The organism is Salinimicrobium sediminilitoris (assembly GCF_020866905.1).
Lineage (GTDB): Bacteria > Bacteroidota > Bacteroidia > Flavobacteriales > Flavobacteriaceae > Salinimicrobium > Salinimicrobium sediminilitoris.
Genome location: NZ_JAIVCC010000005.1, coordinates 687,759 through 700,895 on the forward strand (window position 1 = coordinate 687,759; position 13,137 = coordinate 700,895).

A 13,137-nucleotide genomic window follows, 5' to 3' on the forward strand; every position below is an offset into this window, starting at 1 on the left:
GAAAAAGAATTTGAAACCTGTGACTTACAGACTTTGTCTTTTTCGGCGGGTTGGGGATTTAATTCAATGATCTGCCGGTATTATGAACGGAGTTCTTTTTCAAGGTTAAGAGCCTTTGGGAAAAGAATATTGTTCTCAAGATGCACATGTTGGTGTAGGTCCTGCTCAAATTCTTCCAGTTTGGCGTAGAATGCTCTGTAGGTGTTACAGGCGCCTTGAGGCGGAGTATAATTGCTGCTTAATTCGGAAATTCTTCTAAGTAGTTCCCCGGCATCTTCGTGCTCGATCTCCATCATCTTAATGGGATTGTCCACGGTGCCAAAATTTGCTGCAGGCAATTCCATATTCTCTTTTTTTGCCTGGACCATCTTTTTAATGAACGGGAACAGGATTAACTCTTCTTTTTTAAGGTGAGCGCTTAATTCCCCGGCTACCTGCTTTACAAGATCTTTTATCTCCAGCAGTTCGTGGTAATGTCCTCCATGAACCTGTGCAACTCTCTCGGAATACTGGAGTAGGAGTGGGATATTTTCTTCAACATAGCTGTGATGAACATTGATGATGTGATCTGTAAGGAAATCAAGCTCCCATCTATTGTAATTGGTTGCTTTTGATGTGTCCTGGTCTACATTGAGAAGGTCCCGGCTCAACAGGTTATAGTCTACTTTGTATTTTTCACATGCCTTTTCAAGGCTAATGCCGCCGCCGCAACAAAAATCGATGCCGTATCTTTTAAAGATGTGTGCAGTTTTGATGTTCTCTGTCACCATTTCTGCGACTGTTTTTGTTTGTAAGTTTTCCATGATCATATGTTTTAGATTAACAGAAGTTTAATTTTCGGGTACAAAGATCAAAGATTGGCAGGGGCTGGTTTATGAGTCGGGTCATAAAAGACAAATTTGTCCGAGTTATTTTAAGGGAATAAAAAAACGCCCCCGGGATTGGAGGCGTCAACTTTAAAAAACAATCTAATAACACTAAACTAAAACAACCTATTAACCATGTAAAACCAGTAATGGCAGCTGATTTATAAACGGAATATTTTCATTCTCTTCGTTACGCAGAAATTTTTGGCACAAGTTGAGGTTCTTTGCAGCCAATACGATCATGTCTACATCGCGGTTGGCAATAAGTATTTTCTTGGGACTTTGATCCTTGTAGGTGTAGTAGGTTTGTAGAACTGGAATTCTAGGGGAAAAAGAATCCTGCAGGAAATCACGGTTCTTAATTTGTTCGGTCGAGGGTTCCTTATCATTGTTGAAAATCTCCAGGATCTTGACATTGGCCTTTGAAAGGGAAGCGAGATTGAGGAGAGTACGCAAAACCTTACTCCCGTAATGGATCTTATAATCTGTAGGGAAAAGGATCTTTTTGTGTTCTTTAAAAGAAGCGTGTTCCGAAATGGCAAGCACGGGACATTTGACTTTCATCATAACGTCTGAAGTGTTTTTGCCTATAACGACACCTTCATTATTGGTTTTTCCTTTGGTGCCCATAAGGATTAGATCTATCTGTTTTTCCTGTACCTTGGCTCTTACGGCATTGATTAGGTAATCTGCCTTAAAACAAATATTGAAAGTATGCTCTGGATTAGTACGTATACTTTTAAGCCAGTCAAGCAACCTGTCGAAATTTGACTGTACTTCCTGGGACATTGACATATATCCAGTCGCCATTTTATTTACCGGAACCGGGAAAACATGTAGCAAATGAAAATTGCAGGGAGTGTCCTTAAAGAACTGCAGCGCGTATGCTGCGGCATTCCTGCTATTTTCAGAAAAATCTGTGGGCAATAAGATATTCATCATCTGTCACATCTATTTACCCCGCAAAAATATGCAGGATGCATAGTGGAAAAAATGATGAACATCAGTTATTGAACTATTCTAAATAATAAGGAGGATCAACTAATTTTTTTAAGTGCTTCCACATTGAGAAGCTTGATATTGCGGCCTTCTATTTCCAGCAGACCTTCTTTCTTAAAATCTGATAAAGTACGAATAAGGGTTTCTGAAGCCATTCCTGCCACACTGGCAAGGTCGCTCCTCGAGATCCTGATGCTCTGGGTTGGATGCCTTCTTATTTTTTGAGAGAATAACAAAATGGTACGTGCTGCCTTTTTTCGAACCGACCCATAGGCCATTTCCAGGAGTTGCCCTTTAATACCTGCAAGGTTATCACCCAGTACATCTATTAACTCAAGGGTGATGTTGCTGTTATTCATGAGGATGTGCTTCAGCTCCTCTTTGGAAACAGCATATACCCTTGTTTCCTCCATAGCGGTAGCATATTCGGTATAGGTGTCACTCTTTTTAAAAGAAGTATTTCCGAAGAAATCTCCTTCCTTATATAGGGAGGTAATAAGTTCTTTTCCATATTCATCCATACGGTGACTCTTGACCACTCCTTTATCAATGAAGAAAAAATGGTTTCCCAGCTTCCCTTCCTCGTAGATGGTTTCACCTGCCTTAAAAGTTTGCTGTTCGTATTTCTTAACTTCCTCCCTTAGTTCCTGCAGGGAATTGATCTTTTGCTGGGCATCTTCCTGTGCAGGAGGATTGTTGGTTTCCTGAATTTTACTAAGGATCGCAACTTTTGCCAGGCGGCTTTCTATGGCGCTTATTAGTTCTTCTTCTTCGAAAGGTTTGGTGAGGTAATCATCTGCCCCCAGATCCATTCCGCGACGAATATCTTTATGTTCTGTTTTTGCTGAAAGAAAGATAAATGGGATGTGGCGTGTTTGAGGGTCTTCAGAAAGAGCCTGAAGTACCCCATAGCCGTCCATCTCGGGCATCATAATATCACAGATTATAATGTTTGGCAATTCCTGTCGTGCCACCTCCAGGCCGGAGCGGCCATTGGCTGCCGTGATAACGTTATATTCTGCAAGCTCAAGTAGTTCGGCTGTGTTTTCCCGTACTACGGTATCATCTTCTATAAAAAGTACTTTTTTCATTCTTTAACTATAGGTAGTTCTACAATAAACTGGGTTCCCGCATTTTCTTTACTGCTAAAGCTTATGGTTCCTCCCAGGTTCTCCAAATGCACTTTGGCTATGTTAAGACCTATTCCTGTGCCCTGGTTTAAAAGAGCATTTTCGGCCCTGAAATATCTTTCAAAGATATGTTTTTGATCTTTCTCGGGGATTCCCATTCCCTCATCTGTTACCTTAAACCGGATTATTTTTCCCTCCACCTCAATTTCAAATCTAATTAAAGTGTCTTCCGGGGAATATTTTATTGCGTTGTTCAATAGATTGGACAGGACCAGTTCAAGAATCTTTTCATCCTGCTGAAGTACGATATTTTCAATGTCACGGGTATATTTGATGTTTTGCCCGCTCTTAAGAGTGACATTGGCGTTATATACTACTTCATTGATCAGTTTACTAAGGTTGAAACTGGTGAATTTATAAGTAACCCTACCGCTTTCAAGCCTTTCAATAGATAAAAAGTCATTAAGGATGTTGTCCAGATAATGAACCTTGCTCTTGATTGTATTAAGGTGTTTTTCCCTTTTTTCCTGGTGCTCTTCAAGTTTGTACTTTCCGGCAAGAACCACCGAGGTCAGTATTCCGCTTAGAGGAGTTTTAAATTCATGCGATACAAGGGAAAGAAATTTGGTTTTTAATTCATTGAGTTCTTTCTCTTTTTGAAGGGCAGTTTTGATCCGGTTCTCGGCCTCTTTACGGCGTTTTACCTCCAGCTCCAGATTTTTGTTAGCTTTCTGAAGCTTTTCAATGCTTTCCTCCAGCTCTTTTGTCCTTACCTTGATCTTATCTTCAAGTTCATTATTTAAATCAGTGATTTGACGTTGCGCCTCCTTCCTGACCGAGATGTCAATTATGAGAGACATTACAAACTGCTCTTCCCCAATTTTGAAAGGGTTCAAACCGGCTTCTACAGGAAACTCATCGCCATTCTTTTTCACTCCATACAGGTCACGCCCATGGCCCATTTGCCTTTTTTCACTGTCTTTCAAAAACCCCTTAAAATGAGCAGGATGTGCAGAACGGTATTTTGGAGGTATCAGGAGATTAAGAGGCTTGTTTTTAAGTTCACCTTTTTCGTACCCAAACATTCTATCTGCGGCGAGGTTACTGCTTATAATGTTCTGATTTTTATCAACTACAATAATACCTTCTGAAGCTGCTTCAAAAAGTACATTGAAAACATTCTGGTCTTTTTCAAATATTTCCAGGTGCTTATCTGCGGCGGTACTCAATACTGAATTTTTTGGAGTGAAGGTCAAATTTAAACAATTTAGAATAACTGAGGTTTAAATGAGAATGTTGTACGGAAAAAGAAATTCCGCTATAAATTCAGAGTTGTTTGTTCCCCGGCGCTCACAGGACTTCAGCGTAACTTATATGAGAATGAAATTTTTTATTTTTTGGAGACGATGAGCCCTTGGATTTTCTTCTTATACCTGATGAAGAAACTATATTGATTTTCCCAGAGGGCTATGGTCATTTAAAGGTTAGTCGAAAATGCCTTTTTTTGAAGGGGGAGTAAATATAAAAGATCCGGAGAGAAAGAATTTTTCTATCCGGATCCTTTTGTTGTAGCTCTACAGTATTCAAACTTTCACGTTCTCTCCAGCACCTGTAAAAACTACAACTATGACGCCTGCTCGTCTTCGGGCGAGACATAATCTTTATCTGCCGGTAAAAGTCGGCTTGCAAGTTTTGTCACTCCCATTGCTATAAGCACAGCAGTGATAACAAAAAGCAAAAATTTTACCATAAGATTATCCTCCAGCACATTGCTGTAAAAAGTGAGAATGATCTCTATAGCCAAAAATGCTAATTGAAAACTTGCTTTTAATACCATATAAGTAAAATATGGGATAAAGATACGTCTGTGGTAAATTTAATTGACGTGTTTTTTCAGCTTTGACTCAAATTTAACTTATGACTTTCAATTGCTTAACTTAACCGGTACAACCTTCAAAAGGTTTTCAAAATGCCATTATTCGGGAGGAATAAGGAGTAGCTGGGAGTTGCAACAGGAGCCTGTTACTTCGTATCCCGATGTTTAGTTTCCTTAAATTATCCTAAAGAATCTTCAGAAGAAAAATTCGAGGATCCTCTTCTGTTTTTCCAATGAAATCTAACATTGTTTCCACTTCTTTGGAAATTCTTTTTTTTGGAAAACAATGGTTTAAAAAGCTATTTTTCGAGTTTAAAAGTAATGACCGGACTATTTGCGTGATTCACCAGGTCTTCGCTTATGCTGCCATTAAAAAAATGTGATAATCCTTTGCGTCCATGGGTGGCGATGCCCATTACATCTGCATTGACCTTCTTAGAGAAATTTAATATTCCCTCTTCTACGGTATCATCGTTAAAGACGTGGAACTCATAATTGTTGAAATCTGATCCCTCCATGTACTTTTTCAGCTTTTTATCGCAGTCAATCGTGGTCAAAAATTCATTGGCGGTATTTATATAGACCAAATGTAGTTTTGCCTCAAAGGTTTCGGCCAGGGCCACCACCTTTGCCAGGGTCTTTCTCCCGGTGGTTTCCAGGTTGGTAGCAAAAATGAAATTTTTGATATCAAAGGCGGGATGGTCATTTTTAACGACAAGCACCGGCACTTCTGATGTTCTCACAACCTTTTCGGTATTTGAACCTATGAACATTTCTTTTAAGCCGGAAGCTCCCTGGGAACCCATAACAATAAAGTCGCAGTCGTGTTTTTCGCTGGCTTCCAGGATGCCGTCGAATGCCTTATTGATCTCCACAATATCATGCACCGCAAGACCTTTTAGGTAAGGGCGTGAAAGCAGGTCGTCGAACCTCTTTTTTGCCAGCTTCATAAAGAAAATAGCCTCGGGTAAATCGTTGGTACGTGTTTCTCCCACAGGGTTCACCATATCTGCAGGTAATTCTATCAAATGCAAAAGATAAATTTCTGCATTAAATTTTTTCGCGAGTTGAGCGGCTACTTTGAGGGCGTTTTCTGCCTTCTCCGAAAAGTCGGTCGGCACAAGGATTTTTTTCATAGGTAATTGTAAATAGGTAAGGTTGATTTAGTTATAAAACTACAAATATTTTTTCATTCAAAATCTTGTTTTCGTTCTACAAAAATATTACTATATTTGCACCGTTGAAGCGAAAAAAGAACAACGAGGGGACAGAAAGTCCCCTCTTTTTATAGCCAGACCCGGGAATGTTACAGGAGAAAGTAGAAAAATTACTGCAGGAAGCTTTCGAAGAAAATAATTCATTATTTTTAATTGAGCTCAACGTCAACGAGGCGAACCATATTGCTGTCATTATTGACGGTGATGAAGGGGTGTCTGTAAATGACTGTATTGCGGTAAGCCGCAAAATAGAACATAATCTTGATCGCGAAGAGGAAGATTTTTCGCTTGATGTATCCTCGGTAGGTGTTTCAAGTCCCCTGGAAATGCCGCGGCAGTACAAAAAAAATATTGGTAGAACTCTTGCAGTTACCACTGTTGATGGAGAGAAGGTCGAAGGGAAACTCACTTCTTTTGAGGATGAAAAGATTACTCTTAAGTGGAAGGCCCGGGAGCCTAAGCCTGTAGGTAAAGGAAAGGTGACTGTAAATAAAGAAGCTGTCTTGCCTTTAGAGGATGTGAAAGAGGCAAAGGTGATAATAACATTTTAATAGAATAAGATATGGAAAATATCGCGTTGATAGATTCGTTTTCAGAATTTAAGGATGATAAGTCTATAGACAAGCCAACTTTAATGGCGATCCTTGAAGAGGTGCTGCGAAGCGCGCTTAAAAAGAAGTACGGAGAAGACGACAACTTTGACATCATTGTAAACCCCGATAAAGGGGATCTTGAGATTTGGAGAAACAGGGTGGTGGTAGCCGATGGAGAAGTGGAAGATCCTAACCAGGAGATTTCCCTTACCGAAGCCCGTAAGATCGAGCCTGATTTCGAGGTTGGTGAAGATGTTTCTGAAGAAGTTAAATTGATCGACCTTGGACGTCGCTCAATTCTTTCTTTACGTCAAAATCTTATTTCAAAGGTACACGAACACGATAATACAAATATCTACAAGCACTTTAAGGAGCTTGAAGGAGAAATATATACTGCCGAAGTTCACCACATTCGCCACCGTGCGATTATCTTACTGGATGATGATGGTAACGAGATCATCCTTCCAAAGGACAGGCAGATACCGTCAGATTTCTTCCGTAAAGGAGAGAATGTAAGGGGAATCATTGAAAGTGTTGAATTAAAAGGAAATAAGCCTGTCATTATTCTGTCAAGAACTTCTCCCTTATTTTTGGAGAAACTTTTTGAGCAGGAAATTCCTGAAGTTTTCGATGGTTTGATCAATGTGAAGAAAGTAGTGAGAATACCTGGTGAAAAAGCGAAAGTAGCCGTAGATTCTTATGACGATCGTATAGATCCTGTTGGTGCCTGTGTGGGTATGAAAGGATCAAGGATTCACAGTATCGTTCGCGAACTGGGGAATGAGAATATTGATGTGATTAATTTCACCACCAATAACCAGTTGTTGATCACAAGGGCCCTTAGTCCTGCAAAGATCACCTCTCTTAAAATAGATGAGGAGAATAAGCGGGCAGAAGTGATGTTAAAGCCCGAAGAAGTGTCGAAAGCCATTGGTCGTGGAGGTCATAATATAAGATTGGCAGGACAATTGACGGGTTATGAAATAGATGTCTTTAGAGAAGGCGTTGAGGAAGATGTTGAATTGAGAGAATTTGCAGATGAGATCGATGACTGGGTTATCGCAGAATTTGCCAAAATTGGTCTTGATACAGCAAAAAGTATATTAGAGCAGGACGTAGAGGATCTTGTCAAGAGAACAGATCTTGAGGAAGAGACCGTACGCGATGTTATGAGAGTTCTTAGAGAAGAATTTGAAGAAGAGAACAACAGTTAAGAATAAAAGAGGTTAATTTAGAGGGCAATTTATGGCTGAAGCGAAGACAATGCGATTAAATAAGGTGTTACGCGAATTCAACATTTCGTTGGATCGTGCCGTGGAATTTCTCAATTCCAAGGGCCACGAAATAGAGGCGCGTCCCACCACAAAAATTTCGGGGGAAATTTATCAGGTGCTTTCTGATGAATTCCAGACCGATAAGAGTAAGAAGGTAGAGGCGAAGGAAGTTGGAGAAGAAAAGCGCAAGGAGAAAGAAAGCCTACGACTTGAAAGAGAGAAGGAGCAGGAAGAAAAGCGCAAACATGAGGAGAAGCAGGAGGTCATTAGAGCTAAGTCTAACCTGGAAGGCCCAAAACAGGTAGGCAAGATCGATCTGGACAAGCCAAAAACAGCTTCACCGGAAAAACCTAAAGCTCCGGCAGAAGAAACTAAAGCGCCTGAACAGCCACAGGCCAAAGCTCCTGAAGCCGCAGAACAGGAAACGCCTAAAGCTGATGCTCCAAAAGCAGAAGCCCCAAAAGCAGAAGCTTCCAAAACTGAAACTCCAAAAGCCGAAACTCCAAAAGCCGAAACGCCAAAAGCGGAGGCTCCAAAAGAAGAAGCTTCAAAAGCTGAAACTTCAAAACCTGAAGTGAAAGCACCGGAGACTCCCAAGCCTAAGGCCGAAGAGTCTAAAGAGGAAAAACCTAAAGAGGGAAAAGCAGCCGAAGGTTCTGAGAATAAAGAAGAATCCTCTACTGTTGCTACAAAATATCAAAAGCTTAGCGGCCCTAATTTTACCGGAGAGAAAATTGATCTTTCCCAGTTTAAAAAGCCTGTTAAGAAGAAGGACGAAAAAGACAAAAAAGCTGAAGAAGAGAAGGAGAAGCGTAAAAAACGTCGTCGTCGTATAAGTAAAGATGTTAAAGGTGCACCGGGACAAGGTGGTGGTGGTTCAAGATCTAACAAACCAGCCGGGAAACGTACTCGTCCTGTAACAAAAGAAGAGCCTAGCGAAGAAGAAGTTCAAAAGCAGGTGCGTGAGACCCTTGAGAAATTACAGGGTAAATCCAGCAAAGGTCGTGGTGCCAAATACCGTAAGACCAAGCGTGATACTCACCGTCAAAGAACCGAAGATGCACAGCTTGAAGAAGAAAACAAGATCTTAAAGGTTACCGAATTTGTTACCGTGAGCGAAGTTGCCACGATGATGGATGTGCCGGTAACTCAAATCATCTCTGCATGTATGTCTCTTGGAATGATGGTAACGATGAATCAGCGTCTTGATGCTGAAACACTTTCTATCGTTGCCGAAGAGTTTGACTATGAAGTTGAATTTGTTACTGCAGATATTGATGAACCAAAAGAAGTAGTTCCCGAAAATCCTGAAGATCTAAGCCCACGTGCTCCAATCGTTACAGTAATGGGACACGTAGATCATGGTAAAACATCTTTACTGGATTATATTCGGAAAGAAAATGTAATTGCCGGGGAGAGCGGTGGAATCACGCAGCACATTGGTGCCTACGGAGTAAAACTGGAAAACGGTCAGAAAATAACATTTTTGGATACTCCGGGTCACGAGGCCTTTACGGCCATGCGTGCAAGGGGTGCCCAGGTAACCGACCTTGCTATTATTGTTGTAGCGGCCGATGATGATGTGATGCCTCAAACAAAAGAGGCTATCTCCCACGCACAGGCTGCAGGAGTTCCTATTGTATTTGCAATTAATAAGGTGGACTTGCCGGCGGCAAATCCCGAAAAGATAAAAGAGAAACTTGCCTCTATGAACCTTCTTGTAGAAGATTGGGGAGGTAAAGTTCAATCTCATGATATTTCTGCCAAAACAGGAGTAGGGGTTAAGGAATTACTTGAAAAAGTGCTTCTTGAAGCCGAGATCCTGGAGTTACAGGCTAACCCGGATAAACTTGCTACAGGTACTGTGGTGGAAGCTTACCTGGATAAAGGAAGAGGATATGTTTCTACGATTCTTGTACAAACAGGTACACTTAAGATAGGAGATTTTGTTCTTGCAGGTAGACACAGTGGTAAGGTGAAGGCAATGCAGGATGAGCGTGGAAAAGACGTGAAAGAAGCAGGTCCTTCAACACCGGTATCTATTCTTGGTCTTGATGGTGCCCCACAGGCGGGTGATAAGTTCAAGGTCATGACAGATGAGCGTGAAGCTAAAGATATCGCTGCCAAACGTACACAGTTGCAGCGCGAGCAATCGGTAAGAACTCAGCGTCATATTACGCTTGATGAGATTGGACGTCGTATTGCACTGGGTGACTTTAAAGAACTTAACATTATTCTTAAAGGTGACGTGGATGGTTCTGTGGAAGCGCTTACAGATTCATTCCAGAAGTTGTCTACTGAAGAAATTCAGGTGAACATTATCCATAAAGGAGTAGGTGCGATCACTGAGAGTGATGTGTTGCTGGCTTCAGCATCAGATGCGATTATCATCGGATTTAACGTAAGACCTGCAGGAAATGCCCGAATGGTTGCCGAGAAAGAAGAAATCGACATTAGAACTTATTCCATCATTTATGATGCAATAAACGATCTAAAAGATGCGATGGAAGGAATGCTTTCTCCTGTAATGAAGGAGGAGATCACCGGTAACGCAGAGATCAGAGAGATCTTTAAAGTGTCTAAAATTGGATCTATTGCCGGTTGTATGGTTACAGATGGTAAGATCTACAGAAATTCACGTATAAGATTGATTCGCGACGGAGTTGTGGTTTACACAGGTGAACTTTCCTCTCTAAAACGATTCAAGGATGACGTGAAGGAAGTTTCTAAAGGTTATGACTGTGGATTGCAAATCAAGAACTACAATGACATCCAGGAGGGTGATGTAGTTGAAGCATTCCAGGAAGTTGCCGTGAAGAAAAAGTTGAAATAGTACCTAATAGTATAAATAGAAAAAGGGACGCAAATTGCGTCCCTTTTTTATTGGGATTTTACGAAATAGATCTTACCTGTTCTGTATTATATAATTGGGAATTTTGTGAAACAAACCTGTCCTAATGTGATTAAAGAAATTTAATCTGAACAAATACCTGCCAAAAAGGGCATTTTCAGCTCTTCATTTTCCGAAGTGAACTTTTGAGAGTTGAATAAATGAAAGACCAACAAAAAAATATCTCCGGAATTTATTTCAGATTAATTATATTACTGCTGGTCCAACAGGTTACAATATTCAGGATTGTTTTGATGCGCTCTTCAGCTTAAATATCAAAATCACCTGTTGCTTTTTTATTATCTCTTCTCCGGTTTGAATCTAAAAGCTGCCGGGAAGGATTTCTTGATCTCCAGCAGAGCTCTGTCGGCCTCAAGGCTGTTCCTGAAGTTCCCAACCCACACCTTGTAATTTGGAGTTTCAAAAACTATTGTAGATGACCATTCTGGGAAGAGGGATCTATATTCTTTAATGACTTTACTGGCTTGGTTGTTATCTCCCGAGAATAATTGTACCCTATAACGCTCGCCAATAACCCCATCTTTTACCATTTCCGATTTTTGTTCCAGGAGTTCTGGTATTATTTCATCCTGATGGATAGTTACCTGTCCTTCCTGCGCTTTAGACACTGTAATGGTTCCAATTACAATAAAAGTAGCCAGGGTTAATTTGCTTTTTCTCAACATTTCTTCTTAATTTTCTGAAATACAAAAGTATAACTTTACCGATAATTTCTGTCGTTAACAGTTATTTAGAACTGTTATAAATTAATTGGCTATCCTCTTAAATCGAACTTAAGTATTACTTTTGTCGGTAAATTTTTAGGTGCTAAAACATGATTTTTGTCACGTTTTAATTCTACTAAAAATCGTACCAAATAAGACGTTAATTCAACTTATAATATGAAAAAGGTGAAATACCGCCATTCAGCAGCTCGAATAGTATTTTTCAGTGTATCCCTGTTTTTCTCTTTTAATGCCCTTCTTTTAGCGCAGGAGCCCGATGATTCTCCGCTTTCTGAAGACGAAGCAGACAGGCAGGAAACTGTTCAGGGGCCTCAGGAATCGAATGTAGAGGCAGAAACCTCCGGTGGGGATGAAGCCGCCGGGAAAGAACTTTTCAACACCCTGTGTGCTGCCTGTCATAAATTAGATGGGAATTCTATTGGGCCGCCATTGAGAGGTGTGGGTGATAGGAGAGAGGTCGAATGGCTGCACAGCTGGATTAGAAATTCCCAGGCGATGATCGCCGCGGGAGATGAGCAGGCGGTTGAGATCTACAATGAATACAATCAGGTGGCAATGCCTCCTTTTCCACAGTTGAGCGATAGCGATATCGATAACATTCTTGCTTATGTAAATGCGCCTAAGGCTGTGCCTCAGGAAAAGCAGCCGGGAGCAGAAGCTGCCGGGGCCGGTGCGCAGGGTGGCGGCGGAATCTCTACAGATATTTTGCTTGGGATACTTGCCTTTGTGCTTTTAATGCTGCTTGTGATCCTCTACCTGGTAAATAAAACTCTTAGAAGATTTGCGGCTGCCAGCGGTGTGGAACTACCGGTAAAAGAAAAGAGAGGGAAGCCTATATGGAAATCCTTTGTTGAAAATCAATTCCTGGTAATAGTTACTTCAGTTGTGCTTGTACTTGTTGGATCTTACTTTGCTTATGGATGGATGATGCAGGTAGGAGTTGATCAGGGCTACCAGCCAATTCAGCCAATTCACTTCTCACACAGAATTCACGCAGGAGATAACCAGATCGAGTGTAAATTTTGTCACAGTTCTGCCAGGGTGTCTAAAACCTCGGGTATTCCATCTTTGAATGTGTGTATGAACTGTCACAAATCAATAAGCGAAGTTGCTGAAGGAACAGCGACAGAAGAATATTCAAAAGAATTCTATGACGGGGAAATTGCGAAGTTATACGACGCAGTTGGATGGGATGTATCTCAACAGGCATACACCGGAGAAACTGAACCTGTTAAATGGATTAGGATTCACAATCTGCCCGATTTTGCATATTTCAACCACTCGCAGCACGTAGAAGTTGGAGGGATTGCCTGTCAAACCTGTCATGGCCCTGTTCAGGAAATGGAAATTATGTACCAGAATGCTCCTCTTACGATGGGCTGGTGTATAAACTGTCACCGCGAAACCAATGTTCGTACCGCTGGAAACGAATATTATGAAAAAGTTCATGAAGAGCTTTCAAGAAAATATGAGGTTGAAGAATTAACTGTTGCCCAAATGGGCGGGATTGAATGTGCCAAGTGCCATTATTAATTTAAAAAGTAGA

The 13,137-nt window shown here is 40.9% G+C and carries 11 protein-coding genes; 4 read left to right on the forward strand and 7 right to left on the reverse strand.

Translation table 11 applies throughout. The features are described from left to right. Positions 1-80: 80 nt before the first annotated feature. The 6 genes from ric to LA313_RS08235 form a co-directional block, all read right to left on the reverse strand. Complete coding sequence (gene ric, locus LA313_RS08210; RefSeq protein ID WP_228914198.1) at positions 81-803, reverse strand: iron-sulfur cluster repair di-iron protein; 723 nt, start codon at positions 801-803, stop codon at positions 81-83. Between the two features lie 192 nt (positions 804-995). Continuing rightward, positions 996-1,808, reverse strand: coding sequence for a universal stress protein (locus LA313_RS08215; RefSeq protein ID WP_228914199.1), 813 nt, complete (start codon positions 1,806-1,808; stop codon positions 996-998). Between the two features lie 95 nt (positions 1,809-1,903). Further along, positions 1,904-2,956: a response regulator gene (locus tag LA313_RS08220; RefSeq protein ID WP_228914200.1), complete on the reverse strand. Its 1,053-nt coding sequence runs from the start codon at positions 2,954-2,956 to the stop codon at positions 1,904-1,906. Then, a complete protein-coding gene (locus tag LA313_RS08225) occupies positions 2,953-4,224 on the reverse strand; it encodes a PAS domain-containing sensor histidine kinase (RefSeq protein WP_228914201.1) in 1,272 nt (423 codons plus the stop codon). Before LA313_RS08225 ends, LA313_RS08220 begins: the two co-directional genes overlap by 4 nt. Before the next feature lie 395 nt (positions 4,225-4,619). Continuing rightward, entirely contained in the window at positions 4,620-4,832 is a 213-nt protein-coding gene (locus LA313_RS08230) for a hypothetical protein (RefSeq protein ID WP_228914202.1), read from the reverse strand. Between the two features lie 338 nt (positions 4,833-5,170). Then, positions 5,171-6,007 (reverse strand): universal stress protein, encoded by an 837-nt coding sequence (locus tag LA313_RS08235; RefSeq protein ID WP_228914203.1) that lies wholly within the window; start codon positions 6,005-6,007, stop codon positions 5,171-5,173. A 167-nt stretch (positions 6,008-6,174) separates the two neighbouring features. Between LA313_RS08235 and rimP the strand changes: the two genes are divergently transcribed. The 3 genes from rimP to infB are packed head-to-tail and all read left to right on the forward strand — an operon-like array spanning position 6,175 to position 10,788. After that, entirely contained in the window at positions 6,175-6,639 is a 465-nt protein-coding gene (gene rimP / locus LA313_RS08240) for a ribosome assembly cofactor RimP (protein WP_228914204.1), read from the forward strand. An 11-nt stretch (positions 6,640-6,650) separates the two neighbouring features. Then, a complete protein-coding gene (nusA, locus tag LA313_RS08245) occupies positions 6,651-7,895 on the forward strand; it encodes a transcription termination factor NusA (protein WP_228914205.1) in 1,245 nt (414 codons plus the stop codon). A gap of 31 nt (positions 7,896-7,926) precedes the next feature. Continuing rightward, the gene (gene infB / locus LA313_RS08250; RefSeq protein ID WP_228914206.1) at positions 7,927-10,788 is read left to right on the forward strand and encodes a translation initiation factor IF-2; all 2,862 of its coding nucleotides are present in this window, start codon (positions 7,927-7,929) and stop codon (positions 10,786-10,788) included. Positions 10,789-11,144: 356 nt separating this feature from the next. Here the strand turns inward: infB and LA313_RS08255 are convergent, their stop codons facing one another. Then, entirely contained in the window at positions 11,145-11,531 is a 387-nt protein-coding gene (locus LA313_RS08255; protein ID WP_228914207.1) for an SPOR domain-containing protein, read from the reverse strand. Between the two features lie 216 nt (positions 11,532-11,747). On the opposite strand from LA313_RS08255, the gene LA313_RS08260 reads away from it, so the two are divergent. Beyond that, on the forward strand, positions 11,748-13,124 hold the full coding sequence (locus LA313_RS08260) for a c-type cytochrome (RefSeq protein ID WP_228914208.1): 1,377 nt from the start codon (positions 11,748-11,750) through the stop codon (positions 13,122-13,124). Positions 13,125-13,137 lie beyond the last annotated feature (13 nt).